This window comes from Streptomyces griseoaurantiacus (assembly GCF_036189845.1).
Lineage (GTDB): Bacteria > Actinomycetota > Actinomycetes > Streptomycetales > Streptomycetaceae > Streptomyces > Streptomyces griseoaurantiacus.
This window is the reverse complement of the sequence record NZ_CP108326.1, coordinates 4104149-4130543: the sequence shown is the minus strand read 5'-3', so window position 1 is coordinate 4130543 and position 26395 is coordinate 4104149. Positions and strand designations below refer to the sequence as shown.

Below are 26395 nucleotides of genomic sequence, written 5' to 3'. Positions count from 1 at the left end.
CCCCCTCCGACCTGCGAAGAGACCCCGTCCGCCATTTCCCGCCGGATTAACGGGCGTTCAGCCGACCGCTCATCCAGCGCAGCGTCGCCGGGATCTCCCGCCGCCAGGTGTGGAAGTTGTGGCCGCCGCTGTCCAGGATGATCGAGGAGATCCGGGTGAGCCCCTTGGCCTTCACCCGCCTCAGGAACTCCAGCGTGTCCTTGTAGTTGTTCTCGCCCTCACGGCTGCTGCTGACGAGCAGTGAGGTGTCGGGCGCCGGCAGGTTCTCCAGACACCACCACAGGTCGGCGCGGTGGCGCAGGTTCCGGTCGCCGCCGTAGAGGTCGCCGGTGGTGCGGTCCACGGGTGCCCTGTAGTACGCCGACAGGCCCGCGCCGGCGGCGTAGGCACCCGGGTGATGCATGGCCAGTTTCAGTGCGCAGTAGCCGCCCGTCGAGTCGCCGACGACGCCCCAGCCGCCGGGCGCGCGGTCCACCCGGTAGTGCGCGCGGACGGCCTCGGGCAGGTCCTCGGCGAAGAAGGACTCGGTGCGCGGGCCGCCCGGCACGTCCACGCACTCCGTGTCGCGCGGCGGCGCCACGGTGGGCCGCAGCATCACGAGCACCATCGGCCGCATCCGTCCCGCCGCGGCCAGCCGGTGGGCCGTCTGCGGATAGCGCAGCCCCCGTACGAGCGCCTCGGCCGTGCCGGGATAGCCGGTGAGCACCACGGCGACGGGGAAGGTACGGGTGCGGTACCGGGGCCGGAAGTACTCCGGCGGCAGGTAGACCAGCGCGGGCGTGGCGATCCTGGTCGTGCGGCCGACGATCCGCACGCGCTGGATCTGCCCGGCGGCCGCCGCCCGCCCCGCGAGCCCCTCGGCCCTCGCGAGGCCCACGACCCTCAGCGGCCCGCCCGCCCCGTCCGCGCCGCCGGGGGTGTGCTCGACCACCACGCCCTCGCCCCGCTCCCGGCCGAGCAGGTCGGCCCAGCTCGCGTAGAAGCCGAAGCCGCGGTTGGCGGCCAGGGCCACGCAGACGAAGAGGGCGAGCTGGGTGGCGAGCAGCAGGCCGACGCGTCCGCCGACGGCCCGCCAGGAGCGGCGGGCCAGCCGGGGCCAGCACCAGACGGTGCCGGCGAACAGCGCGGCGGCGGACAGCACGGCGGCGGTGAGGGTGCTGGTGCCGGTGAGGCCCATCGGCCTCCCTTCGCCTGTGCCGGGTCCCGGGAGGTGCGGGGGAGCACTTCGGGAGAGAACGGAGTGCATCAGGATAGAGGCGGGCAAGGCGGACGGGCGTGGGGCGCGTCGGGGCGCACGCGGGCGGTGCGTTGGGCGGTCGTGGGAGCGGGGGCGGGCGCGGGCGGGCCCTCGCGCGGTACGTCCGCACGCGGTGCGCCGCCTACGCTGAACACATGCGCGACAAGACCGGGCGGAGCCCCGTGGCTGGACTGCCGACATGGGACCGCTGTGCGGTCATGGGCGTCGTCAACGTGACGCCCGACTCCTTCTCCGACGGCGGCCGCTGGTTCGACACCACCGCCGCCGTCAAGCACGGCCTGGACCTGGTCGCCGGCGGCGCCGACCTCGTCGACGTCGGCGGCGAGTCCACCCGGCCCGGCGCCACCCGCGTCGACGAGGCGGAGGAGCTGCGGCGGGTCGTCCCCGTCGTGCGGGGTCTCGCCTCCGAGGGCGTCGTCGTCTCCGTGGACACCATGCGGGCCCGGGTCGCCGAACAGGCGGTCGCCGCGGGTGCCGCCCTCGTCAACGACGTCAGCGGCGGCCTGTCCGACCCGGCGATGGTCCCCGCCGTCGCCGCCTCGGGCGTCCCCTTCGTCGTCATGCACTGGCGCGGCTTCCTGGAGGGCGGCAACATCCGGGGCGTCTACCGGGACGTCGTCACCGAGGTCACCGAGGAGCTGCGGGCGCGCGTGGAGGCCGTCCTCGAGGGCGGCGTCGCCCCCGACCGGATCGTCGTCGACCCGGGACTCGGCTTCTCCAAGGACGTCGACCACGACCTCGCCCTGCTCGCCCGCCTGGACCGGCTGCTCGGCCTCGGCCACCCGCTGCTGGTGGCCGCCTCCCGCAAGCGCTTCCTGGGCCGGGTGCTGGCCGGTCCCGACGGTGCCCCGCCGCCCGCCCGGGAGCGGGACGCCGCCACCGCCGCCGTGTCCGCGCTGGCCGCGGAGGCGGGCGCCTGGGCGGTCCGGGTGCACGAGGTGCGCGCGACCGCCGACGCCGTGCGCGTGGCGCGCGCCGTGGAAGGAGCCCGGTGACCGCCCCCCATCTCGACGTCGAACAGGTCGAGCACGCGAACACCGCCTACTACGAGGCGATGGAGCGCGGTGACTTCGAGGAGCTGTCCTCGATGTGGCTGAGCCCGTCCGACGTGGGCGTCGACGAGGAGTACCACGACCCGGCCGAGGCCGGGGTGATCTCCTGCGTCCACCCGGGCTGGCCGGTGCTCACCGGGCGCGGCGAGGTGTTGCGCTCGTACGCGCTGATCATGGCGAACACGGAGTACATCCAGTTCTTCCTCACCGACGTGCACGTCTCGGTGACCGGGGACACCGCCGTCGTGACCTGCACCGAGAACATCCTCAGCGGCGGTCCCGCGCCCGAGGGCGGTGACGAGCCGGGGCCGCTGGTCGGGCAGCTCGTGGTCGCCACCAACGTCTTCCGCCGCACCCCGGACGGCTGGCGGCTGTGGTCCCACCACGCCTCGCCCGTCCTGGCCGAATCCGAGGACGGGAACGGCGAGGACGGCACAGCCGGCGGGAACGGCGGCACCCCGGACCGGAGGGCCTGACCGGGCCGAGGGCCCGAACGGACCCGGCCGGACCGCCGGTACGGGAGCGAATGCCCCGGTTCGTCCTTCCGCACTCCGGACGTGGGGGGAATCACCCACCCCCGGGGCACTGCCCCGCCCGCCGGAGCCTTCGTCCAGGTGAGAAGGCCGGAGCGACCCCTTCCGGCCGTCCTCGGGCCCGTGTCCCCGGGCGGGGGTGCTGTCGGTGGGCACGGGTAGATTCGTTCGTGGCCGGTATGCCGCCCGCATATGGCCCCGGCGGCCGTCGCCCGGCCGCTCCGTACCGACCGGCAGGAGTGAGGCGCGTGGACCGTGTCGCGTTGCGCGGGCTGAGGGCCCGCGGCCACCACGGTGTGTTCCCCGAGGAACGCGAACGGGGCCAGACCTTCGTCGTGGACCTCGTCCTCGGCCTGGACACCCGGCCCGCCGCGGCGGAGGACGACCTGACGAGGACGGTGCACTACGGGATCGTCGCCGAGGAGGTCGCCGCCCTCGTCGCGGGCGACCCCGTCGACCTGATCGAGACCCTCGCCGAACGCATCGCCGAGTCCTGCCTGCGGCACGAACGGGTCGAGGAGGTCGAGGTGTGCGTGCACAAGCCCGAGGCCCCCATCACCGTGCCGTTCGACGACGTGACCGTCACCATCACCCGGAGCCGCGTATGACAGCCTTCAGCCCCCAGTCCGGCGACCCCGTGGTCCAGCCCGTGCCCGCCTCCGTCACCGCGCGGGTGGACGCCGCCGACAGCACCCTGCAGAACCCCCGGGGCGCGGTGCTCTCCCTGGGCTCCAACCTCGGCAACCGCCTGGAGACCCTCCAGGGCGCCGTCGACGCCCTGGAGGACACGCCCGGCGTCCGCGTCAAGGCGGTCTCGCCCGTCTACGAGACGGAGCCGTGGGGCGTCGAGCCGGGCAGCCAGCCCTCCTACTTCAACGCGGTGGTCGTCCTCAGGACGACGCTGCCGCCGTCCTCGCTGCTGGAGCGGGCGCAGGCCGTGGAGGAGGCCTTCCACCGGGTCAGGGACGAGCGCTGGGGCCCGCGCACGCTCGACGTGGACATCGTGTCCTACGAGGACGCCGTCTCCGAGGACCCCGTGCTGACCCTCCCCCACCCGCGCGCCCACCAGCGCGCCTTCGTCCTGGCGCCCTGGTACGACGTGGACCCCGCGGCGGCGCTCCCGGGCCACGGCCCCGTGGCCGCGCTGCTCGACGCGCTCACCCGGGACGGAGTGACGCCGCGCGCGGACCTGGAACTCCGGTTGCCCGAGTAGTCGTTAAGGTCTATCGAGCCGGAACGACCGCGCGACACCGACGAAGGGGCACCGTGAAAGAGCTGCGCATCAGGACGCTGGCGGCGGTGTTCGTGGTGGCCGGGGTGCTGTCCTGGGCGGGTGCCCGGCTGTGGACGGCGGTGGGGACCCTCCCGGGCGTCCCGCCGGCCGCGCCCGTCGTCCTGGCGCTGATCGCCGCGGTCCTGCTGGCCACCGCGCTGTCCCTGCGCTCCCGGCTGCGGGCCCAGCGCGAACGCCGGCCCGGGGCCAAGGGCGTCGACCCGCTGATGGCCGCCCGCTCGGTCGTCTTCGGCCAGGCGAGCGCCCTGGTCGCCGCGCTCGTCTCCGGCATGTACGGCGGTGTGGGCGTCTTCCTGCTGGAGTACCTCGACATCCCCAGCCGCCGCGACCAGGCGATCTACGCCGGTTCCTCCGTGGTCGCCGGCATCGGGGTCATAGCGGCCGCCTTCTTCCTGGAGCGCGTCTGCAAGCTCCCGGAGGACGGGGACGAGGACAAGAACGACGGCAACGCGGCCCCCGCCTGAGCCCTCGCGGCGCCGGCTCGACTCGGCCCCCGGCTCAGCGGGCCATGATCAGGCTCATCGCCTCGTTGCGGGTGGCGGCGTCGCGCAGCTGCCCGCGCACCGCCGAGGTGAGGGTCTTGGCGCCGGGCTTGCGGATGCCCCGCATCGACATGCACATGTGCTCGCACTCGACCACGACGATCACACCGCGCGGTTCGAGGATCTCCATGAGCGATTCGGCGATCTGGGTGGTCAGCCGTTCCTGCACCTGGGGGCGGCGGGCGTAGACGTCCACCAGCCGGGCCAGCTTCGACAGGCCGGTGATCTTCCCGTTGGCCGAGGGGATGTACCCCACGTGCGCCACGCCCCGGAAGGGCACCAGGTGGTGCTCGCAGGTCGAGAACACCTCGATGTCCTTCACCAGCACCATCTCGTCGTGGCCCAGGTCGAAGGTCGTGGTGAGCACGTCCTCCGGACGCTGCCGAAGACCCGCGAATATCTCCTGGTAGGCGCGGGCCACCCGCCCCGGGGTGTCCCTGAGTCCCTCGCGGTCCGGGTCCTCGCCGATGGCGAGGAGGAGCTCGCGCACGGCGTTCTCGGCGCGCTTCTCGTCGAACTCGCCGATCGTGCTCTCGCCGTCCAGCGTCACCGGGTCGGTCATGTGGTGCCTCGTTCCTGAGCCTGTGACGCGTTCCGGGTCTGCCACGCGTCGTGCGTACCGGCCGCGCGTACGCGGGCACATACGCGCGGGCATACGACGAATGCCGCGCCTCCCAGGCTAGAACCTGGGAGGCGCGGCATTTGTTCCGGGCCCGGCGGGCGGCCGACGGGCCGTGGGCTCAGCTGTCCCGGCGGTCCTCCGGGGCCGGCTCGGCCGCCGGGGCGGGCTCCGCCGCCGTGGACTTGGCGGTGCTGATCGCCGTGGTGCCGTTCGCCCCGTTCGTCAGTGCGAGCTCCTTCGGGGAGAGCACCGGCGGGCGGGTGGACGGCGTGCGGCGCGAGGAACCGGTCCACGCGGGACGCGGGGGACGCTTGTGGATGGAGGCGAAGATCTCGGCGATCTCCTCCTTGCCCAGCGTCTCCTTCTCCAGCAGGGCCAGCACCAGGTTGTCGAGCACGTCGCGGTTCTCGACCAGGATCTCCCAGGCCTCGTTGTGCGCGTTCTCGATCAGCTTCTTGACTTCCTCGTCCACCAGCGCGGCGACCTCTTCCGAGTAGTCGCGCTGGTGCGCCATCTCACGGCCGAGGAACGGCTCGGTGTTGTCGCCGCCGAACTTGATGGCACCGAGGCGCTCGGTCATGCCGTACTGGGTGACCATGGCGCGGGCCGTGGACGTGGCCTTCTCGATGTCGTTGGCCGCGCCCGTGGTCGGGTCGTGGAAGACCAGTTCCTCGGCCGCCCGGCCGCCCAGCATGTAGGCGAGCTGGTCCAGCATCTCGTTGCGCGTGGTCGAGTACTTGTCCTCCTCGGGCAGGACCATCGTGTAACCGAGGGCCCGTCCGCGGGACAGGATGGTGATCTTGTGGACCGGGTCGGAGTTCGGGGAGGCCGCCGCGACCAGGGCGTGACCGCCCTCGTGGTACGCGGTGATCTTCTTCTCCTTGTCCGACATGATCCGGGTCCGCTTCTGCGGGCCCGCGACCACGCGGTCGATCGCCTCGTCCAGCATCTGGTTGTCGATCAGCTTGCGGTCGCTGCGGGCCGTCAGGAGCGCGGCCTCGTTCAGCACGTTCGACAGATCGGCACCGGTGAAGCCGGGGGTGCGGCGGGCGACGGCCGAGAGGTCGACGTCCGGGGCGACCGGCTTGCCCTTCTGGTGGACCTTGAGGATCTCCAGACGGCCCTGCATGTCCGGACGGTCGACGGCGATCTGCCGGTCGAACCGGCCGGGACGCAGCAGCGCCGGGTCCAGGATGTCGGGCCGGTTGGTGGCCGCGATGAGGATCACGCCGCCCTTGACGTCGAAGCCGTCCATCTCGACGAGGAGCTGGTTCAGGGTCTGCTCGCGCTCGTCGTGACCACCGCCGAGGCCGGCGCCGCGGTGGCGGCCGACCGCGTCGATCTCGTCGACGAAGACGATCGCCGGGGCGTTCGCCTTGGCCTGCTCGAACAGGTCACGGACCCGGGAGGCACCGACACCGACGAACATCTCGACGAAGTCGGAACCGGAGATCGAGTAGAAGGGGACCCCGGCCTCACCGGCGACGGCCCGCGCGAGCAGCGTCTTGCCGGTTCCGGGCGGGCCGTACAGCAGCACGCCCTTGGGGATCTTGGCGCCGACGGCCTGGAACTTCGCCGGCTCCTGGAGGAACTCCTTGATCTCGTGGAGCTCCTCGACGGCCTCGTCCGACCCGGCGACGTCCGAGAACGTCGTCTTCGGGGTGTCCTTGGTGATCAGCTTCGCCTTGGACTTCCCGAAGTTCATGACCCGGGAGCCGCCGCCCTGCATCTGATTCATCAGGAACAGGAAGATGACGACGATGAGGACGAAGGGGAGCAGCGTCAGCAGAATGCCCAGGAACGGGTTCTGCTTCGACGGCGAGACCGTGTAGCCGTCCGGGATCTGCTTGTTCTGGAACTTGTCCTGAAGAGTATTGGCCAGGTTGACGCCCTGGTCGCCGATGTAGCTCGCCTGGATCTTCGAGCTGCCCTCGACCTTGACGCCGTCCTTGAGCTGGACCTTGATGACCTGGTCGTCACCGGTGGTGAGCTTGGCCGACTCGACCTTGTTCTGGTTGATCGCCTGGACGACCTGGCCGGTGTCCACCGTCTTGTAGCCGCCGGAGGAGCCGACGACCTGCATCAACACGACCACGGCAAGGACGGCCAGCACGATCCACATGACCGGCCCACGGAAGTATCGCTTCACGTCCATCCATACGGAGCGGTGCCGCCCCGTCCCTCCTGCCATAGTGAGTTTGATAAAGACTGTTCTTCGGACGGTACCCCAGGATTGTCACCCGACGCCGCAGCGGAGTTCCCGCGATCCCGTCCTCGCATGCTTCAACGGCGCGGACCCCGCAGGGGTTCCCGGCCGTCCCGCGGAAAGCGCGCGGGAACCCTGCCGCCGCGGGATCAGCCGCCGTACACGTGGGGCGCGAGCGTACCGACGAACGGAAGGTTCCGGTACTTCTCGGCGTAGTCGAGCCCGTAGCCCACGACGAACTCGTTGGCGATGTCGAAGCCGACCCACTCCACGTCGATCGCGACCTTGGCCGCCTCCGGCTTGCGCAGCAGCGTGCACACCTTGAGGGAGGCGGGCTCGCGGGAGCCCAGGTTCGAGATCAGCCAGGACAGGGTCAGGCCCGAGTCGATGATGTCCTCGACGATCAGGACGTGCCGCCCCTTGATGTCGGTGTCGAGGTCCTTGAGGATCCGCACCACACCCGAGGACTGGGTGCCGGCCCCGTAGGAGGAGACCGCCATCCAGTCCATCGTGACGGGGGTGGACAGCGCCCGGGCGAGGTCCGCCATGACCATCACCGCGCCCTTGAGGACGCCGACGATCAGCAGGTCCTTGTCCGCGTACTCCGCGTCGATCTTCGCGGCCAGCTCCGCCAGCTTCGCGTCGATCTCTTCCTTGGTGATGAGCACCTCTTTGAGGTCGGTGCCCATGTCTTTCGCGTCCACCCGCATCACTTTCGGTCGTCCCACCGGCCATTCCGGGCCACTTCGCGACCCCTGCGGAGGGTCCGGTGGGAGGGGCCCGGATTCAGCCTTGCCGAATCACCAGTCTGCCACCCTGGCGACGGACCACGACTCTGCCCGGGAGATTGATGGCCCCCTGACCTCGCCAGGCGGTGACCAGGCGGTCGATCTCCTCGATGTGACGGGCGAAGAGCGAGCCGCCCGGGGCCCCCGCGTCGAGGACGGCCCGGCGCAGGATGCGGCGGCGCACGGCCGGAGGAAGTACGTCGAGTTTGGCGCATTCCAGCCGCCCGGACTCGTCCCGTACGCCCCGCTCGGCCTCGCGGGCCCAGGCGTCGAGTGCGTCGGCGTCGTCCCGGGAGAGCTGCGCGGTGCGGGCGAGGGCCTCGACGACACCCTTGCCGAGTGCCTTCTCCAGGGCGGGCAGGCCCTCGTGGCGGAGCCGGGAGCGGGTGTAGGCGGGGTCGGCGTTGTGCGGATCGTCCCAGACGGGCAGGGACTGGGCCATGCAGGCCGTGCGGGCGGTCTGCCGGTCGAGCCGCAGGAAGGGGCGGCGGTAACGGCCGGCGGCCCCCGAGACCGCCGCCATTCCGGACAGGGAGCGGATGCCGGAGCCGCGGGCGAGGCCGAGCAGGACCGTCTCGGCCTGGTCGTCGCGGGTGTGGCCGAGGAGGACTGCGGTGGCGCCGTGCCGGTCCGCGGCGGCGTCGAGCGCCGCGTAGCGGGCGTCGCGGGCGGCGGCCTCGGGGCCTCCGTCGCGGCCGACGGAGACCGCGATCGACTCGACGGGGTCCAGGCCGAGGGCGCGCAGCCGTTCGGCGACCTCTTCGGCACGCTGGTCGGAGCCTGCCTGCAGGCCGTGGTCGACGGTGACGCCTCCGGCGCGGATGCCGAGCCGGGGTGCCTCGAAGGCGAGGGCGGAGGCGAGGGCCATCGAGTCGGCGCCGCCGGAGCAGGCCACGAGCACGAGCGGCCCGGTGCGGCCGGGGCCGAGCGGGGCGGGTACGGCGGGGAAGGCGCCGGGGGCGCGGCGCGTGGGGCCCGGGGCGACCGGCCGGCCGGCCTCGGCGGCGCGCGCGGCGGGGGCGGCCGAGGTGGCGTGTCCGGCGCCGGCCAGCGGGGCGGGGGCGCGACGGAGGGCCTCGGCGCCGTCAGGGGCCTCGGTGGCGTGTGCGGTGAGGATGTCGTGGAGGACGCGGCGGACCGCCAGGCGTATCGCCGCGACCGCGGGGTGGGGACCCATGTCCGGTTCCCTTCATGAAGTTTTCGGGGGGGTTGGCCCCGGGTTCGGTCACGCAGAGTGTGTAGATGGTGACAGAACCGGGGCGTTTCCCGAGCATTGCACGCCTTCCCGGGGCCGACGGTCCCTCGGACGGGTGATTGAGAGGGCGTTACCCTGCCGTCGACCGGAAACGTTCACCCGCGGACGAGTGCTGTCAGGACCCGGCAGTTGCTGTCATGGACCGGACCAACACCGGTCCGTCGCCGCTTCGGTGTCGGTCCGTCGTCGGCCCGTCCCGGATCCGCCCCCCTTGCGACTACGACTCCGGCGTCCGGTGCACCCGTGCGATCCAGTCACCCGGGGCGGCGATCTCCGCCTTGGTGGGCAGGGTGTTCGGCGAGGTCCACACCCGGTTGAAGCCGTCCATGCCGACCTCCTCGACGACGGCGCGGACGAACCGCTCGCCGTCCCGGTACTGCCGCAGCTTGGCGTCCAGGCCGAGCAGCCGGCGCAGCGCGAGGTCCAGGCGGGAGGCGCCCTTGGCGCGGCGCTGCTGGAACTTCTCGCGGATCTCGGCGACGGAGGGCACGACCGAGGGCCCGACGCCGTCCATCACGAAGTCGGCGTGGCCCTCCAGCAGGGACATCACCGCGGTCAGCCGGCCGAGGATCTCCCGCTGGGCGGGCGTCTGCACCAGCTCCACCAGGGAGCGGCCGCCGTCCTCGTCCCGCTCGCCCTCGGGGCGGCCGCCGGCCAGGGACTGGGCCGCCTCGCGGATGCGCTCCAGGACCGTCATGGGGTCCATCTCGGTCTCGCCGAGGAAGGACTGGATCTCGCCCTGGAGGTGGTCGCGCAGCCAGGGCACCGCCGTGAACTGGGTGCGGTGGGTCTCCTCGTGCAGGCAGACCCACAGCCGGAAGTCGTGCGGATCGACCTCGAGTTCGCGCTCCACGTGGACGATGTTGGGCGCGACCAGCAGCAGCCGGCCGCCGCCCTCCTCGGCCCCGGGCAGGTCACGGGAGGCCGGGGCGAAGGTCTCGTACTGGCCGAGGACCCGGGAGGACATGAAGGACAGCAGCATGCCGACCTCCACGCCGGTGACCTTGCCGCCGACGGCGCCGAGGACGGCCCCGCCGGGACTGCTGCCGCGCCGCTCCTGCATCTTGTCCAGCAGCGGCTTGAGCAGCTCGCGGAATCCGGCGACGTTGGCCCGCACCCAGCCGGGGCGGTCGACGACCAGGACGGGGGTGTCGTGCGTGCCCGCCTCGCCGAGCCGGGTGAAGCCCCGGACATGCTCCTCGGAGGCCTTGGCGTGCTTGCGCAGTTCCGCGACGACGGCCCGCGCCTCGTCACGGCTGACCTCGGGGCCCGGCCGCACGAAGCGGGTCGCGGTCGCCACCGCGAGATTCCAGTCGATCATCCCGGACGATGCTGCACCACCGATGCTCGTCATGTGTCAACGGTACGGGAGGGCCGCCGTTGCGGGCAGTGGAGGAGGGAACGGCCCTTTTCCGGCACCCTCAGCCCGCCAGGCGGGCGGCGGCGCGGTCCAGGGCGGCCCGGGCGGTCGGCTGGTCCATGGAGTTCTCGGTCAGGAAGGCGAAGGCGAGGAGGCGGCCACCGGCGGTGACGACCGTCCCGGCGAGGGTGTTGACGCCGGTCAGGGAGCCCGTCTTGGCCCGTACGACGCCGGTGCCGGCGTGGGTGTCGGTGCCCTCGTAGCGGTCGCTGAGGGTGCCGGTGAAGCCGGCGATCGGCAGGCCGGTGAGGACCGTGCGCAGTTCGGGGTGGTCCGCCGAGCCGGCCAGCGTGAGCAGGGAGGTCAGCAGGCGGGCGGTGAGCTTGTCGCGGCGGTCGAGGCCGCTGCCGTCGTGGAACTCCGCGCCCCCGACCGGCAGTCCGAGCTTCTTCACCTGTGCGCCGACGGCGGCCGCGCCGCCCTCGAAGCTCCCCTCGCCGCCGGTGGCGAGGGCGGTGTGGCGGGCCAGGGCCTCGGCGATGTCGTTGTCGCTGTTGGTGAGCATGCGTTCGACGACGGCGGAGAGCGGCGGCGACTGGACGGAAGCGAGGGTCCTCGCCCGGCCGGTGGCCCGGGCGGAGCCCTTCTCGGCGGCCTTGACGCCGTGGGTCTCCAGCAGGGCGGCGAAGCGGTGGGCGGCGTCCCCGGCCGGGTCGGGGGTGCGGGTGGCGGGGCCGCTGCCGGAATCGTCGAGGCGGCCCTCGTCGACCGTCAGCGGGGTGACCTCGGCGAGGTTCTCGTTGACGCCGATCGGGTGGCGGGTGGTGCCGGCGTACAGCGAGGTGTCGTACGCCAGGGTCACGGAGGTCAGGTGCCGCTTCTTGAGCGCGGCGGCCGTGGAGTCGGCGAGGGCGCGCAGACCGGCCCAGCCGCCGGTCTTCTTGCGCGCGGTGAGGGTGGGGTCGCCGCCGCCGACCAGGACGACCTTCCTCGTCCGGGGTTCCAGGACGGTGCGCGTGGTGAGGCGGTGCTCGGGGCCGAGGGCGGAGAGCGCGGCGACGGCCGTGGCGATCTTGGTGGTGGAGGCGGGGGTGAGTCCGGCGTCCGCGTCCTTGGCGTACAGCCGCCGGCCGGTGGAGACGTCGACGACGGCGGCCCCGCGCCGGTCGCCCAGCGAGGGGTCGCTCAGCAGCGGGTCGAGGATGCCGGCGAGGCTCTCGCCGGTGGCTCCGGGGCGGTCGAGGCCGGTCAGGACGGCGGCGGCGCTGGGGGCCGGACGGGGGGCGCCCGCGCGGCTGCCGGAGCCGTGCGCGGCGCCGGTGGCGGCCGCGGCGGCGCGCTCCCGCTCGGCGACGCGCCGGCCGCCGGCGCCCCAGGGACCGGCGACCGTCACCGCGAGGACGGCGACCGCCACGCCGAGGGCGGAGGCGACGAGGGCGAACCGGGCGGTCCCGGCCCGCGGGGAGCGCGTGCGCAGCGCGCGCACGCCTCCCCCGAGACGCACCCTCGCGCCCCGCGCGGCGCGCGAGACGTAGGGCCGCGCGCCGCCGAGAAGGCCCGCGAGGCGCGCCCCGACGACCGCACGCGTCCACGCCACGGCCTCGGCAAGGGGGCCACCACCGGGGGCCGGGTGACTCTCGGGGGCGGGGGCGCTCGAGGAAGCCGCGTCGGCGGCGTCCGAAGTGGCGGGGCGCGAGGCGGTGGCGGGGCGCGAGGCGGTGGCGGGGCGCGAGGCGGTGGCGGGGCGCGAGGCGGTGGCGGGGCGCGAGGCGGTGGCGGGGCGCGAGGCGGTGGCGGGGCGCGAGGCGGTGGCGGGGCGCGAGGCGGTGGCGGGGCGCGAGGCGGTGGCGGGGCGCGAGGCGGTGGCGGGGCGCGAGGCGGTGGCGGGGCGCGAGGCGGTGGCGGGGCGCGAGGCGGTGGCGGGGCGCGAGGCGGTGGCGGGGCGCGAGGCGGTCGGGACCTCGGACCTCACTGCGGCCGTGGGCTCGGCCGCGCGCTCCGCGGCCTCGCGTGAGCGGGCCGTCGAAGCCTCATGTGCGCGGGCCGACGAGGCCTCGCGTGAGCGGGCGGATGAGGCCTCGCGTGCCGGGACGGCCGGGGACTCGCGGGGAGCGGTGGCCGGGGACTCGCTGGGGGCCGCGGCCGGAGCCTGGGCGTCCGGGACGGCCGAGGACCCGTCGGCCGGAGCGGCCGAGGGCTCGCTCGCGGGGTCGGCCGAGGGGGCGGACCCTCCGGCGGCTGAGGCCCCGGAGGCCGGGTCGCCGGAGGCGGCTTCGGCCCCCAACCCCTCGGCCCCCGACCCCTCGGCCGCCGACCTCGCGGCCCCCGAGGACTCGGGGGCCGGGACGGCTGCGGCCCCGGCCGGGACGGCTGCGGCCCCGGCCGGGGCGGCCGGGGCCCCGGAGGTTGAGGCCGCCGTGGCCGGGGTGTCCTCGGGGGCGTCCTCCGGGGTGGTCGCCTCCTCGTGCGCGTCCGCGCCCTCCTCGTGCGCGTCCGCGCCCTCCTCGCGCTGCGCGCCCCCGTCCGTCCCCGGCTCGCCGCCGGGCCCGGCCCCGGCCGGGGCGTCCGGCGTCGCCGGGTCCGGCGCGGGCGTGGTGGAGGGCGTATTCGGGGCCGTCGGGGCATCCGACGGCGCAGGGTCCGGAGCGGGCGAGGCGGAAGGCGGCTTCGGGGCCCTCGGGGCGTCCGGCGTCACGTCGTCCGTCCCGGTCCGGGGGGCCGGCTTCGGTGGGGCGGCCGGGGTGCGGTCCTCCCCGGCGGGCGCGGGCGGGGTGGCTCCCCGGGCCGTTTCCCCGGCAGGTTCGGGCGGGGTGGCTCCCCCGGCCGTTTCCCCGGCGGGGCCGGCCGCCGGGGAGCCCTCTCTCTCCGGCTCCGGCACGTGCTCCCCATTTGTGATTCGCGTCACGAGTCGCCCCCCTCACTCGTGATCCGCGCCACACGCTGTGTCACGGTGTGCTCGGTTCGTGCCACCCTCTGTTCCGGCACGGCCCCCGCGAACCGCGCCGGGCGCGGATACGCGGCCGGCCAGGCCCTCAGCTCCGGCACGACCACCAGCCCCTTTCGCGATCACACACGTGCGTGAGGGACACTTAACCACCAGAACTATGTGTTGATCATGGAGGAGCCACCGGTGGAGTTCGACGTCACGATCGAGATCCCGAAGGGTTCGCGGAACAAGTACGAGGTGGACCACGAGACCGGTCGGATCCGCCTGGACCGTCGACTCTTCACCTCGACCAGCTACCCGGCCGACTACGGCTTCGTCGAGAACACCCTCGGCGAGGACGGCGACCCGCTGGACGCGCTGGTCCTGCTGGAGGAGCCGACGTTCCCCGGCTGCCTCATCAAGTGCCGCACGATCGGCATGTTCCGCATGACCGACGAGGCCGGCGGCGACGACAAGCTGCTGTGCGTCCCGGCCTCGGACCCGCGCGTGGAGCACCTGCGGGACATCCACCACGTGTCCGAGTTCGACCGCCTGGAGATCCAGCACTTCTTCGAGGTGTACAAGGACCTGGAGCCCGGCAAGTCGGTCGAGGGCGCCAACTGGGTCGGCCGCACGGACGCCGAGGCCGAGATCGAGCGGTCGTACAAGCGTGCCGAGGAGCACGGGGGTCACTGACCTCCCCTCCCCCCGCCGTACCGAATCGGGCCGCGTGACCCCTGTGGGTGACGCGGCCCGTTGGTCTGTCGTGCGCATACTGAGGCGTGCGGGGAGTACCCGTACCGAGATCGCGGGGCCGGAGCCCACGGACGGGAGACGAGGAGAGGGGGCCGACTGGTGGCGGAGGGCGAGACGGACGACCGCAAGCCGCGGTCGGACGAGGCGCGCAGCGCGTTCGTACCCCCGGCGGCGGTCGTGACGGGGCCGGGCGGCGCCTCGGGCGCGGCGGGTGACAACGAGTCGTCGACGACGTCCGAGTTCGCGATCCCCAAGGGCCTGGACGTACCGCAGGTGCCCGTGGGCGAGCCGGAGACCACCTCGGAATTCGCCCTGCCGAACGGTCTCGACGTACCGCAGGTCCCGCCCGCCGAACCCGAGAAGTCCGCGTTCAGCCACCCGCGCACGTACAACGCCCGGGAGGCGCCGCCCGCCTTCACGCCGCCGGCCGGCGTGCCCCTGGTGAAGCTCACCAAGGAGGCGCCCTGGCAGGACCGGATGCGGGCGATGCTGCGCATGTCCGTCACCGAGCGCCCCGCCCTGGAGACGGCGCGGCGCTCGGACGAGCCGGGTCCGGCCGTGCCGCGCGTCCTCGACCTCACCCTCCGCATCGGCGAGCTGCTGCTCGCGGGCGGGGAGGGAGCCGAGGACGTCGAGGCCGCCATGTTCGCGGTCTGCCGCTCCTACGGCCTGGACCGCTGCGAGCCCAACGTCACGTTCACGCTGCTGTCGGTCTCGTACCAGCCCTCCCTGGTCGACGACCCGGTCTCGGCCTCCCGCGTGGTGCGCCGCCGCGGCACCGACTACACCCGGCTTTCCGCCGTCTTCCAGCTCGTCGACGACCTCAGCGACGAGGAGACGGAGATCTCCCTGGAGGAGGCCTACCGGCGGCTCGCGGAGATACGGCGCAACAGGCACCCGTACCCCGGCTGGGCACTGACCGTGGCGAGCGGGCTGCTCGCGGGCTCCGCCTCGGTGCTGGTCGGCGGCCGGCTGTTCGTGTTCCTCGCGGCGGCGGTCGGCGCGATGCTCGGCGACCGGCTGGCCTGGCTGTGCGCCGGGCGCGGCCTGCCGGAGTTCTACCAGTTCACGGTGGCCGCCATGCCCCCGGCCGCGATAGGCGTGGCCCTCACCCTCGCGGACGTCGACGTGAAGGCCTCGGCGGTGATCACCGGTGGGCTGTTCGCGCTGCTGCCGGGACGTGCGCTGGTGGCGGGCGTGCAGGACGGGCTGACCGGCTTCTACATCACCGCCTCCGCGCGCCTGCTGGAGGTCATGTACTTCTTCACCGGCATCGTTGTCGGAGTGCTGGTGGTCCTCTACTTCGGGGTGACGCTGGGCGCCAACCTCAACCCGGACGCGGCGCTCGGCAACGTCGAGCGGCCGGGGTGGCAGCTCGCCGCCGCCATGCTGCTGTCGCTGACCTTCGCGGTGCTGCTCCAGCAGGAGCGCTCCACGGTGCTGCTCGTCACCCTCAACGGCGGGGTGGCCTGGGCCGTGTTCGGCGCGATGCGCTACGCGGGCGACCTGTCGCCGGTGGCCTCGACGGCCGCGGCGGCCGGGCTGGTGGGCCTCTTCGGGCAGCTCCTGTCGCGCTACCGGTTCGCCTCCGCGCTGCCGTACACCACGGCGGCGATCGGCCCGCTGCTGCCGGGTTCGGCGACGTACTTCGGGCTCCTGGGCATCGCGCAGAACCACATCGACGACGGCCTGGTGTCGCTCACCAAGGCCGTGGCGCTGTCCATGGCCATCGCGATCGGGGTAAACCTGGGGGCGGAGGTCTCCCGGCTGTTCCTGCGGGTCGGGTCGGCCGAGGGACGGCGGGCGGCGAAGCGGACCCGCGGTTTCTAGAGCGAACGGGGCCCTGCCCCGCCCCTGTCCGTCAAGCCCTGTCCGTCAGTCCCTGTCCGCCGGCCCCGGTCGTCAGCCCCGGTCCTCGTACGGGTACTGCCGCTGGTCGTAGCCGTAGGGCTGCTGCGCACCGTCCTGGTACCGCGGGGGCTGCTGCCCGTGACCGTGGTTCCGGTAGCCGTGGTCCTGCTGGTTGTCGCGGTCGTCGTAGTACTGGTTCCCGTAGCCCTGCTGGTCTCCGTAACCCTGCTGGTCTCCGTAACCCTGCTGGTTCCCGTAGCCCTGCTGGTCTCCGTACCCCTGTTGCCGCTGCCCGCCGTGGGCCTGCTCGCCGTAGGGCTGCTGGGGCCCGGCGGTGCCGTTCCCGTTGCCGTAGTGCTGGTCCTGGTGGGCCGGGGTGACGGCGCGCAGTTGGGTCGTGGCGGCGTCCATCGGCGGGTGCTGGGGGTGGCCGTGGGCGGCCTGCCCGGCGGGGACCGGCCGGGGAGCGGCCTCGGTGGGGTTCTTCTTCGCCTTGGACCGGGCGCGCAGGAACTCGATGGCGATCGGGACGACCGAGACGAGGACGATCAGGATCAGGATCAACTCGATGTTGGTCTTGACGAAGTCGATCTTTCCCAGCCAGGAGCCGAGCAGCGTCACGCCCGCGCCCCACAGGACGCCGCCGATGACGTTGAACACCACGAAGGAGCGGTACCGCATGCCGCTGACGCCCGCGATGATCGGCGTGAACGTACGGACGACGGGCACGAAGCGGGCGAGGACGAGCGACTTCGGGCCGTACTTCTCGAAGAACTCGTGCGCCTTGACGACGTTCTCCTGCTTGAACAGGCGGGAGTCCGGCCGGTTGAAGAGCGAGGGGCCGACCTTCTTGCCGAACATGTAGCCCGCCTGGTCGCCCAGGACCGCGGCGACGCAGATCAGCACGATGGCCGCCCACAGAGGGAAGTCCATCTGGTGCGAGGTGATCAGCAGGCCGCAGGTGAACAGCAGCGAGTCGCCCGGCAGGAAGAAGCCGATGAGCAGGCCCGACTCGGCGAAGACGACGAGGAGCAGGCCCCAGATGCCGAACGAGTCGAGGAGGTGATTCGGATCCAGCCAGCTCGGTCCGAGGGCAAGCGTCTGCACGGTTCCGGGCTCCCGAGGAGTGAGGGGGTAACGGCCGCACCCAGCGAGGTGCGGCCGGTCAAAGCTATCAACGCAGTGTGTCCCCGGCAGGTTCCACGGGTCCCACCAGGATGCCCTGCGCGCCCCCTGCGACGGTCCTGCGGGCCGCTCAGAACGGGAAGTGGCTGCGGCCGTGCTGCACCGAGACCCACTTCTGCGTCGTGAACGCCTCCACCGTGGTCTCGCCGTTCAGCCGGCCCACCCCGGAGTGCTTCTCCCCGCCGAAGGGGACCTGCGGCTCGTCGTGGACCGTGCCGTCGTTGACGTGGAACATGCCGGTGTCGATCCGCTGGGCGAAGGCCACCCCGCGCTCGACGTCCCCGGTGTGGACGGCGCCGCTGAGGCCGTACGGGGTGTCGTTGACGAGGCGGACGGCCTCCTCCTCGCCGTCGAAGGGCAGGAGCAGCGCCACCGGGCCGAAGAGTTCCTGCCGGAGCAGGGGGGAGCCCGCCGGGATGTCGGTGAGGACGGACGGCTCGACCAGATTGTCCGTGGTCCGGCCGCGCACCAGGGCGGTGGCGCCCGCCTCGACGGCCTGGTCGACGGCGCCGGTGAGGGCGTCGGCCTGCGAGGAGTTGATGACCGGGCCGATGACCGTGGCCGGGTCCCGGGGGTCACCCGCCTTGAGGGACTTCACCTTGGCGACGAACTTCTCGGTGAATTCCGGCAGCACCGAGCGGTCGACCAGGATCCGGTTGGCGGCCATGCAGACCTGGCCCTGGTGGACGTACCGGCTGAAGACGGCCGCGTCGACGGCGTAGTCGAGGTCGGCGTCGTCGAGCACCACGAGGGCGCTGTTGCCGCCGAGTTCCAGGACCGTGCGCTTGAAGTGCGAGGCGCAGACGGTGGCCACGTGCCGGCCGACCTTGTCGGAGCCGGTGAAGGAGATCACGGAGGGCACCGGGTGCTCCAGGAAGGCGTCGCCTATCTCCGAGATGTCGGTGACCACCACGTTGAGCAGGCCGCCGGGCAGTCCGGCGTCCTCGAGAAGCTTGGCGACCAGGGTGCCGCCGGTGACGGGGGTGTCCTGGTGCGGCTTGAGGACGACCGCGTTGCCGAGCGCGAGCGCCGGGGCGACGGACTTCAGGGACAGCAAGAAGGGGAAGTTGAAGGGGCTGATGACCCCGACGACGCCGACGGGCACGCGGTAGAGGCGGTTCTCCTTGCCCTCGGTCGGCGAGGGGAGGATCCGCGCCTGCGGGGTCAGCGCGAGCTGGGCCGCCTCGCGCAGGAACTCCTTGGCGAGGTGCAGTTCGAAGCCGGCCTTGGTGCGGGTGCCGCCCAGCTCGGCGATGATCACCTCGGCGATCTCCGCCTCGCGCTCCTCCAGGAGCCGCAGAGCCTTCTCGAACACCGCGCGCCGGGCGTAGGCGTTGGTGGCCGCCCAGTCCCGCTGGGCGCGCTCGGCGGCGCGGTAGGCCAGGTCCACCTCGTCCACGGTGGCGATGGTGATCGCCGCGAGCTTCTCGCCGTCGTACGGGTTGCAGTCGATGATCTCCCAGGCCCCGGTGCCCGGACGCCACTCGCCGTCGATGTACTGCTGGGCCAGGTCCGTGAAGTAGGACGACATGTTCTCCCTCGATCCCCTGTCGCTGCCTTGACAGCCGTCGCAGTCATTCGATCGACCGATCGATCGACACCTGTTCGATCGAACGTCATCGTACGTGTGCGACAGGGGAGTTGGGAGGGATCGGGCGGCACCCGGAGGGTGGGCAGGCCCGGGTCCCGCCCCGGGGAGGGCTGATCCGGAGCTGTCCCGGCGCCGCGCGGACGCCGTTCAGGAGAGCTGGAGCAGTCCGCGCAGCAGGTCGCGGCTCTCCTCGGGCGAGGGGCTGTCCTGCTGGAGCTGCTTGAGGGCCTGCTCGTACTGGGCGACGTCCTCGGGCTTGTCGAGGTAGAGCGCGCTGGTGAGCTGCTCGAGGTAGACGACGTCGGAGAGGTCGGACTCGGGGAAGCTGAGCAGCGTGAAGGCACCGCTCTCGCCGGAGTGGCCGCCGAAACCGAACGGCATGACCTGGAGCCGCACGTTGGGCCGCTCGGAGAGGTCGATGAGGTGCTGGAGCTGCCCGCGCATCACCTCGCGGTCGCCGTAGGGCCGGCGCAGCGCCGCCTCGTCCAGGACGATGTGGAACTCGGGGGCCTTCTCGGCGACGAGGCACTTCTGGCGCTCCATGCGCAGCGCCACCCGGCGGTCGATGTCGGCCGCGCCCGCGCCGCGCATGCCGCGGGAGACCACGGCCCGCGCGTACGCCTCGGTCTGCAGCAGGCCGTGCACGAACTGCACCTCGTAGGAACGGATGAGATGGGCCGAGCCCTCCAGGCCGATGTACGTGGGGAACCAGCTCGGCAGCACGTCGGAGTAGCTGTGCCACCACCCGGCGACGTTCGCCTCCTTGGCCAGGGAGAGGAGGGAGGTGCGCTCCGCCTCGTCGGCGACGCCGTACAGCGTCAGCAGGTCCTCGACGTCCCGCGTCTTGAAGCTCACGCGACCCAACTCCATGCGGCTGATCTTGGATTCGGAGGCGCGGATCGAGTAACCGGCCGCTTCCCGTGTGATGCCCCGCGACTCCCGCAGACGCCGGAGGTGCGACCCCAGCAGCATGCGCCGCACCACCGAGCCGCTAGTGGACTCCCCAGCGCTCACTTCGTCAGCCCTCCCCAACGGTCTTTCGGACGCGCAGTCTGCCACTAAATCACGACCAGCAGTACTCGTGCGATTACAGAAATGAAAAAGGAGTGGACAACAGGGCGTCGGGCGAGGCAGGGCCACGGAGTCCCGCGGAGGGCCGGAAGGGCCGTCAGGGGCAGGGAACGGACGCCGGAAAGGCGCCGAGAGGGCGCCAAGAGGGGAAGCGGGGGAGGAACGGAGGGAAGAAAGTGGCGGAAGAAATGCGTGTCAAGCGGTACGGGAAGGTCCATTTCCGGCGCGTGCACGTGCATCTTCCCTTGCATCTGCCGTACGCATCCGAAACCATGGTCCCGCGCCACCGCTGCATCGCCACGACCGCGAACACTCGGGAGTGCCTCGCATGGGGACGAATGGATCGACCATGCTCGAGCCCTTACGGCAGGGACTTCCGCCGCTGGACCCCGCGGCCGTGTCCACCGCCACCTCCTGCGGCCTGCCCGCCCGGTACGAAGCGGTGCGCGAGGCACGACGGTTCACCCGTCGGACCCTGGACCAGTGGGAGCGGGGCGACCTCTTCGACGACGTCTGCCTGGTGGTCTCCGAACTCGTCACCAACGCGCTGCGGCACGCGCTGCCGGCGGACCTGCCCGTCGGCCCCGAGCAGGCCGCCCCGGTGCGGCTGCACCTGATGCGGTGGGCGACCCGGCTCGTCTGCGCGGTGCGCGATCCCAGCCGGGAGAGTCCCGTCGCGCGGGAGGCGGAGGCGGCCACCGAGGACTTCTCGGCGGAGTGCGGCCGCGGACTGCTCCTCGTCGAGTCCTTCGCCGACGGCTGGGGCTGGCACCCGCTGGCCGGCACGCTCGGCGGCAAGGTGGTGTGGGCGATGTTCCGCCTGACACCCGTGGAGGACTGAGACCCCCGGGGGCCCGGCCCCGGAGTACCCGGAGAACGGGCCCCCGGAGAACGGGCCCCCGGAGAACCCGCCGCGGGGCGGGAGGCACGGGCTCGGCGGCTCGGTCATCCCGCGCCCGCGGCGGGCTCCGGGTTTCCGGGCTCCGGGCCGGCACTCCGGGCTCAGGGCTCCCGCGGCGTCACTTGACGCGTGTCACGCGATCAGATGGTCGAACTCGCCGTCCTTGACGCCCAGCAGCATGGCCTCGATCTCGGCGCGCGTGTAGACGAGCGCGGGCCCGTCGGGGAAGCGCGAATTCCGCACGGCCACGTCACCGCCGGGCAGCCTGGCGAACTCGACGCAGGAGCCCTGCGAATTGCTGTGCCTGCTCTTCTGCCAGGCCACTCCGTGCAACTCGGTCGCAGCCATGCCGTTGTACACGTCATCCACGTCGCACACGTCGTGGTCCACAGGTCGCTCCCCGGGTGGTGCATTGGCTGATGTGGCCATTGATGCAGTGGTCAACTGCCCCGGATCATAGCTCCGTTCACCTGCAGATGCATGCGCAGATGCACGTGCACGCGCGGTATCCCCCCGGTTACAGCTTTTACGGTCCCTTGACTGACCACTGCCCCACGCGTCTGCCCAGACCCCCGCCCGACATGCGGCAACGCCTCAGGACTGGCCGGTTTTCCGCGTACGTGAGGAAAGACGTGCGCGATCCCGCTCCCGTTCCCCCGCGCACGCCCCCCTCGCCGGGGGACCGCCGCACGAGCGCCCCCGCGCGCACACGCAGGCCGTGCGCGCCGTGCGACAAGCCGCGACGAACCCGCACAACACCCCCACCCACCCCAGCGTCCCGGCTGGTAACTTGCCGCCCACTCCGCCCGGAGCCGGCAGCGGCACCGGCAATCCTCTGGAGGCACATGTGACGTCGGCGCCCTTCTCCCTCCGCACCACGACGGCCGCGGCCGCGGCCCTCACGGCCGCCCTCGCCCTCACCGCCTGCAGCGGCGACGACTCGGGCGAGGGCGCCTCCGCGACCCCCGGCACCACCACCTCCACCTCCACGGCCGCGACCGGCTCCGCCTCCCCCGGCGGCACGGCCGGAAAACTGGAGGGGAGTTGGCTGACGACCGCCGGGGGCAAGGCGGTCGCCCTGGTCGTGACCGGGAAGCAGGCCGGCCTGTTCGCCACCGGCGGCACCGTCTGCAGCGGCACGGCCGGCAAGGAGTCGGGCACCTGGACCGTGCACCTGACCGAGTGTCAGGGCACGGGTGACGACAGCCGGAAGACCGGCACGGTGGATTCCGTGACCGCCACGTCGCTGAAGATCACCTGGAAGGGGGGCGCCGGCACGGAGACGTACCGGAAGTCCGACGGCACCGGCATGCCCAGCGGCTTCCCCCTGCCGGACCCGTCCGGGTCGTGAGGCCGCGTGCCCGAGGTGCCGCGCACAGGCCGGAGCAGTGCGTACCGTCCGGGCCGCGGGTACGGCAGGCAGTGTGTGCGCGGGCGCCGCGGGTACGCCAGGGCCGCATGTGCGCCGAGGGTGCGTGTACGCCGGGGGCGCGCGTGCGGGACATGTGCGCCTGCGTGATGATCGTGGTCCCGACGCACCGGCACGAACGCCGTGTCACCGTCACGAACCGCCGAAGGACCCCATGCGCGCCACCTTGCCCCTCGCCGTGACCGCCCTCGCGGCGGCCCTCGCCCTGACCGCCTGCGACAGCGGCGGTGACAACGGCACCGACACCGCCGGGAAGAACGGCACCGGCACGGCCGCCGCCGGCACCGCCTGCGGCTTCGCCGAGCTCGGCCTCGAGATCGGCCCGGCCAACGCCGCCCCGGCCGTCGGCGACACCGGCAACCTGCCCGTCACCCTGACCAACACCAAGGCCGGCGCCTGCACGCTCGACGGCTTCCCCGAGGTGGGGCTGCTGGCCGGCGACACCTCGTGGACCGTCGCCCGGGAGAAGGCGGCGCAGCCCGCGAAGCTGACCCTGCACCAGGACGAGTCGGCCACGTTCACCCTCACCTACGTACGGGGCGAGGCGGGCGGCAAGGGTGCCGCGGACACCCTGCGGATCGCCCTGCCCGGCGGCTCCGGCGACACGGTGGCGAAGACCGCCAAGTGGACCTACGGCGTGATCGCCGAGAAGGGCGCGGGCCTGGACGCCACGGTGAGTCCCTTCCAGACCGCCGGGGACTGAACCCTTCTTCCCCTGCGACGCCCTACGACGCGCTGCGACGCGGCCGCACGTGCGGACCGGTTCCGGTCAGCGCAGCGGGCGGTGCCGCTCCACGCGGGCCCGGTCGGCCGCGGCCGTGCCCTGGTGCCAGCCGGCCTCGTCGGAGACACCGCGCAGACGGGTGGTGACGGTCTTCGGGAACATTCGTTCCAGGTGTTCCGTCACCGCCACGTCCCGGGCCGCGAGGACCGGCAGCAGGTCCCGGCCCCCCTCCCCCGCCGCCTCGGCCGTCTGCTCGCGCACGGCGGCCGCGAGCCTGTCCCCCATGCGGTGCGCGTAGGCGGCCAGGAACGACTGCCGGAACGTCTTCGTACGTCTGCGGCCGCCCGCGCGCTGCGCCGCCTCCGCCGCGGTCATCGCGGCCGTCGCCTGGACCAGCAGCGAGGTGTGGAGCAGCTCCACCACCTCCAGGTCGGCCTCGAAGCCGACCACCGTGGAGAAGCCGAACTCCTCGTGCCACACCGCGCGGCAGCGGTTGGCGGAGGCGACCGCGTCGAGCAGGACCGCCTTGGCCGTCTCGTAGGGCGGATCGACGCCTATGCGGCAGGCCCCGGGCGCGTCCCCGCCACCGTCCCGCGCGGCGGTGCCGCCGGAGGCGAGCACGGCCTCGTCGATGCTGTGCCGGGCCATCAGCTCCTGCGCCTTGGCGCTGAGGGCCTCCGCCTCCTGCGGATAACCGGTCGCCTCAGCCTTGGCGAGCAGGGCGCGGATCCGGGCGAGCATCCGGGAGTTCGAGCCCGAGCCCGACGTCGACGAGGAACCCGCGGCGGAGGAGGCGGCTCGGCGCGGCGGGTCCAGGGGCTCGAGGGCGGGGAGCGCGAGCAGCAGCCGGTACAGCTCCAGGACGGCGGTGGCCCGTGAGAAGCGGTCGGTGCGCGGGGCGGGGGCACCGGCCTGCTCGGCCAGCTCGGCGAGCTGGGCGGCCCAGCGGGGGTGGGGCGCCGGCCGCCCCCCGGCCTCGCCGAGCACGAGCGCCGACACCAGCCGCACGTGCGTCTCGTCCAGCTCCCGGCGGACGTACCGGACGACATCGGCGGGCTGCCACCCGCGCCGCCAGGCCGCGGCGAGGAACTGCTCGCCGCGCCGGGTCAGCTCGGCATCGGCTCCCGGGTCGGCGGCGAGCAGGGACGCGCCGGTGTCCAGGGCCGTGTCGGTCCCGGCGTACAGGGCGGCCGCGAAGGCGCGCTCCACGGTGCTCGGGTCAGTGCTCGGATCGGGGGTCGGGTCGGTGGTCGGGTCGCTCACCCCTCGATCGTGACACGGGGGTCCGACAACGCGTCCTCGCAGGCTGTCCGGCCCTGGCTGTCGGACCCTCCTGCGACACTCGGGCACGTGACCGGCCACTGGGTAATCGTCCCGGCCGAGGACGGCGGCGCGCGCCTCGCCCCCCTCGGTCCGGACGGGCTGCCCGCGGGACCCGTACGGCAGGAGCCGGACCTGGTGGCGGCGGTCCGCGGCCGCCCCGAGGTCACCCGCTGGGTGTGGCGCTCCACCGACGAGATCTATCCGCGGCTGCTCGCCGCCGGCGTGCGGGTGGAGCGGTGCTACGACGTGGAGGACGCCGAGACGCTGCTGCTCGGCCACGAGGGCCGGCTGGGCGAGCCCCGGTCCGCGGCCGCCGCGCTGGCCCGGCTGCGCGGCACCCCCGTGCCCCCGGACCCGCCCGCGCGCCCCGCCGAACCCGGCATACAGTCCTCGCTCTTCGACGCGCGGCCCGCGCGGCAACGGGTGTCCCCGGAGGACCTCGCCGAGGTGTACGCCGCGCAGCGGCGCCGGACCGATGCCACCTCGCATCCCGACCGGACGCGGCTGCTGCTCACCTCGGAGTCGGCCGGGATGCTGGTCGCCGCCGAGATGAACGCCGCCGGACTGCCCTGGCGCGCGGACGTCCACCGCGAGGTGCTGCGGGAATTGCTCGGCGAGCGGTATCCCGGCGGAGGCGAGCCGACGCGGCTGGCGGAACTCGCGGAGGAGGTGTCGGCCGCGTTCGGCCACCGGGTGCGGCCGGATCTGCCGGCCGACGTCGTCAAGGCGTTCGCGCGGGCGGGGATCAGGGTCGGCTCCACCCGGCGCTGGGAGATCCAGTCCCTGGACCACCCCGCCGTGCGGCCGCTGCTGGAGTACAAGCGGCTCTACCGCATCTGGGTCGCCCACGGCTGGAGCTGGCTGCAGGACTGGGTGCGGGACGGCCGGTTCCGTCCCGAGTTCCACGCGCACGGCACGGTCACCGGCCGCTGGGTCACCAACGGCGGCGGGGCGCTGCAGATACCCAAGGTCATCCGGCGGGCGGTGGTCGCCGACCCGGGCCACTGCCTGGTCGTGGCCGACGCCGCGCAGCTGGAGCCGCGGGTCCTCGCGGCGATCTCCCGCGACCCCGGGCTGATGGAGGTCGCCGCCCGTGCGGACGACCTCTACCAGTCGGTCTCCGAACGGGCCTTCTCCGGCGACCGCGCCCAGGCCAAGCTCGCCGTGCTCGGCGCGATCTACGGCCAGACCAAGGGGGACGGCCTGAAGAACCTCGCCGCGCTGCGCCGCCGGTTCCCGCGCGCCGTGGCGTACGTCGACGAGGCGGCCCGCGCGGGCGAGGAGGGGCGGCTGGTGCGGACGTGGCTCGGCCGTACGTGTCCCCCGGCGGCGGGCGCCGGCGAGGACGCGGCGGAGGAGGCCGGTATCCCGCAGGAGGAAGCCGGTGACGGGAGCCGCTCGGTGCCCGGGGACGCCCGCGCGCGGGGCCGGTTCGCGCGCAACTTCGTGGTGCAGGGCAGCGCGGCGGACTGGGCCCTGCTGCTCCTGGCCGCGCTGCGGCGCGGGTGCGCGGGGCTGGCGGCGGAGCTGGTGTTCTTCCAGCACGACGAGGTGATCGTGCACTGCCCGGTGGAGGAGGCGGACGCGGTGGTGACGGTGCTGGAGGAGGCCTCGCGGCTGGCCACGCGGCTCGCCTTCGGCGAGGTACCGGTGCGGGTGCCGTTCACGACGGCTGTCGTGGGGTGTTACGCGGAGGCGAAGTGAGGGGCGGGGTGGTGCGGGGTGCGG

The 26395-nt window shown here is 73.3% G+C and carries 23 protein-coding genes; 11 read left to right on the top strand and 12 right to left on the bottom strand.

The window, feature by feature from the left end; all coding sequences use genetic code 11:
• Positions 1–46: 46 nt before the first annotated feature.
• Positions 47–1177, bottom strand: a complete 1131-nt coding sequence (locus OHB09_RS18405) for an alpha/beta hydrolase (RefSeq protein ID WP_319119179.1) — start codon at positions 1175–1177, stop codon at positions 47–49.
• A 215-nt stretch (positions 1178–1392) separates the two neighbouring features.
• On the opposite strand from OHB09_RS18405, the gene folP reads away from it, so the two are divergent.
• The 5 genes from folP to OHB09_RS18380 all read left to right on the top strand — a co-directional run bounded on the left by folP (position 1393) and on the right by OHB09_RS18380 (position 4601).
• Entirely contained in the window at positions 1393–2253 is an 861-nt protein-coding gene (gene folP, locus OHB09_RS18400; RefSeq protein ID WP_328922263.1) for a dihydropteroate synthase, read from the top strand.
• Positions 2250–2786 carry a nuclear transport factor 2 family protein gene (locus OHB09_RS18395; RefSeq protein WP_006142086.1) on the top strand — a complete coding sequence of 179 codons (537 nt, stop codon included), beginning with the start codon at positions 2250–2252 and terminating at the stop codon, positions 2784–2786. Before folP ends, OHB09_RS18395 begins: the two co-directional genes overlap by 4 nt.
• A gap of 305 nt (positions 2787–3091) precedes the next feature.
• Positions 3092–3451: a dihydroneopterin aldolase gene (gene folB, locus OHB09_RS18390; RefSeq protein WP_006142085.1), complete on the top strand. Its 360-nt coding sequence runs from the start codon at positions 3092–3094 to the stop codon at positions 3449–3451.
• Positions 3448–4056 carry a 2-amino-4-hydroxy-6-hydroxymethyldihydropteridine diphosphokinase gene (gene folK, locus OHB09_RS18385; protein ID WP_006142084.1) on the top strand — a complete coding sequence of 203 codons (609 nt, stop codon included), beginning with the start codon at positions 3448–3450 and terminating at the stop codon, positions 4054–4056. Before folB ends, folK begins: the two co-directional genes overlap by 4 nt.
• Before the next feature lie 53 nt (positions 4057–4109).
• Positions 4110–4601 carry a DUF3180 domain-containing protein gene (locus tag OHB09_RS18380; RefSeq protein WP_006142083.1) on the top strand — a complete coding sequence of 164 codons (492 nt, stop codon included), beginning with the start codon at positions 4110–4112 and terminating at the stop codon, positions 4599–4601.
• 34 nt (positions 4602–4635) lie between these two features.
• Here OHB09_RS18380 and folE read toward each other — a convergent pair whose 3' ends face one another.
• From folE to dacB, 6 genes are all read right to left on the bottom strand, one after another.
• Positions 4636–5241, bottom strand: coding sequence for a GTP cyclohydrolase I FolE (gene folE / locus OHB09_RS18375; protein ID WP_006142082.1), 606 nt, complete (start codon positions 5239–5241; stop codon positions 4636–4638).
• 178 nt (positions 5242–5419) lie between these two features.
• Positions 5420–7456, bottom strand: coding sequence for an ATP-dependent zinc metalloprotease FtsH (gene ftsH, locus OHB09_RS18370; RefSeq protein ID WP_040896163.1), 2037 nt, complete (start codon positions 7454–7456; stop codon positions 5420–5422).
• 200 nt (positions 7457–7656) lie between these two features.
• The gene (hpt, locus tag OHB09_RS18365; RefSeq protein WP_030378606.1) at positions 7657–8217 is read right to left on the bottom strand and encodes a hypoxanthine phosphoribosyltransferase; all 561 of its coding nucleotides are present in this window, start codon (positions 8215–8217) and stop codon (positions 7657–7659) included.
• Positions 8218–8293: 76 nt separating this feature from the next.
• Entirely contained in the window at positions 8294–9472 is a 1179-nt protein-coding gene (gene tilS, locus OHB09_RS18360; RefSeq protein ID WP_328922262.1) for a tRNA lysidine(34) synthetase TilS, read from the bottom strand.
• 295 nt (positions 9473–9767) lie between these two features.
• Entirely contained in the window at positions 9768–10904 is a 1137-nt protein-coding gene (locus OHB09_RS18355; RefSeq protein WP_006142078.1) for a zinc-dependent metalloprotease, read from the bottom strand.
• A 67-nt stretch (positions 10905–10971) separates the two neighbouring features.
• A complete protein-coding gene (gene dacB / locus OHB09_RS18350; RefSeq protein WP_407077364.1) occupies positions 10972–12507 on the bottom strand; it encodes a D-alanyl-D-alanine carboxypeptidase/D-alanyl-D-alanine endopeptidase in 1536 nt (511 codons plus the stop codon).
• A gap of 1533 nt (positions 12508–14040) precedes the next feature.
• Here dacB and OHB09_RS18345 point away from each other — a divergent pair.
• Together OHB09_RS18345 and OHB09_RS18340 are read left to right on the top strand one after the other, a co-directional pair.
• Entirely contained in the window at positions 14041–14532 is a 492-nt protein-coding gene (locus OHB09_RS18345) for an inorganic diphosphatase (protein WP_006142076.1), read from the top strand.
• 159 nt (positions 14533–14691) lie between these two features.
• The gene (locus OHB09_RS18340; protein WP_006142075.1) at positions 14692–16422 is read left to right on the top strand and encodes a threonine/serine exporter family protein; all 1731 of its coding nucleotides are present in this window, start codon (positions 14692–14694) and stop codon (positions 16420–16422) included.
• A 72-nt stretch (positions 16423–16494) separates the two neighbouring features.
• Here the strand turns inward: OHB09_RS18340 and OHB09_RS18335 are convergent, their stop codons facing one another.
• From OHB09_RS18335 to OHB09_RS18325, 3 genes are all read right to left on the bottom strand, one after another.
• A complete protein-coding gene (locus tag OHB09_RS18335) occupies positions 16495–17550 on the bottom strand; it encodes a VTT domain-containing protein (protein WP_328918650.1) in 1056 nt (351 codons plus the stop codon).
• Between the two features lie 148 nt (positions 17551–17698).
• The gene (locus OHB09_RS18330; RefSeq protein WP_006142073.1) at positions 17699–19159 is read right to left on the bottom strand and encodes an aldehyde dehydrogenase family protein; all 1461 of its coding nucleotides are present in this window, start codon (positions 19157–19159) and stop codon (positions 17699–17701) included.
• Positions 19160–19366: 207 nt separating this feature from the next.
• Positions 19367–20191, bottom strand: a complete 825-nt coding sequence (locus tag OHB09_RS18325; RefSeq protein ID WP_050811267.1) for a helix-turn-helix domain-containing protein — start codon at positions 20189–20191, stop codon at positions 19367–19369.
• 427 nt (positions 20192–20618) lie between these two features.
• Here OHB09_RS18325 and OHB09_RS18320 point away from each other — a divergent pair, with 427 nt between their 5' ends.
• Complete coding sequence (locus OHB09_RS18320; RefSeq protein WP_191852544.1) at positions 20619–21131, top strand: ATP-binding protein; 513 nt, start codon at positions 20619–20621, stop codon at positions 21129–21131.
• Positions 21132–21323: 192 nt separating this feature from the next.
• Here the strand turns inward: OHB09_RS18320 and OHB09_RS18315 are convergent, their stop codons facing one another.
• Positions 21324–21581, bottom strand: coding sequence for a DUF397 domain-containing protein (locus tag OHB09_RS18315; RefSeq protein WP_006142070.1), 258 nt, complete (start codon positions 21579–21581; stop codon positions 21324–21326).
• Between the two features lie 457 nt (positions 21582–22038).
• On the opposite strand from OHB09_RS18315, the gene OHB09_RS18310 reads away from it, so the two are divergent.
• Both OHB09_RS18310 and OHB09_RS18305 read left to right on the top strand, forming a co-directional pair.
• On the top strand, positions 22039–22542 hold the full coding sequence (locus OHB09_RS18310; RefSeq protein ID WP_319116910.1) for a hypothetical protein: 504 nt from the start codon (positions 22039–22041) through the stop codon (positions 22540–22542).
• Between the two features lie 232 nt (positions 22543–22774).
• Positions 22775–23323, top strand: coding sequence for a DUF4232 domain-containing protein (locus OHB09_RS18305; RefSeq protein WP_319116911.1), 549 nt, complete (start codon positions 22775–22777; stop codon positions 23321–23323).
• A gap of 66 nt (positions 23324–23389) precedes the next feature.
• Here the strand turns inward: OHB09_RS18305 and OHB09_RS18300 are convergent, their stop codons facing one another.
• Positions 23390–24607, bottom strand: coding sequence for a DUF2786 domain-containing protein (locus tag OHB09_RS18300; protein ID WP_328922260.1), 1218 nt, complete (start codon positions 24605–24607; stop codon positions 23390–23392).
• Positions 24608–24694: 87 nt separating this feature from the next.
• Here OHB09_RS18300 and OHB09_RS18295 point away from each other — a divergent pair, with 87 nt between their 5' ends.
• The gene (locus OHB09_RS18295; protein WP_328922259.1) at positions 24695–26371 is read left to right on the top strand and encodes a bifunctional 3'-5' exonuclease/DNA polymerase; all 1677 of its coding nucleotides are present in this window, start codon (positions 24695–24697) and stop codon (positions 26369–26371) included.
• The last annotated feature ends 24 nt before the right edge of the window (positions 26372–26395 follow it).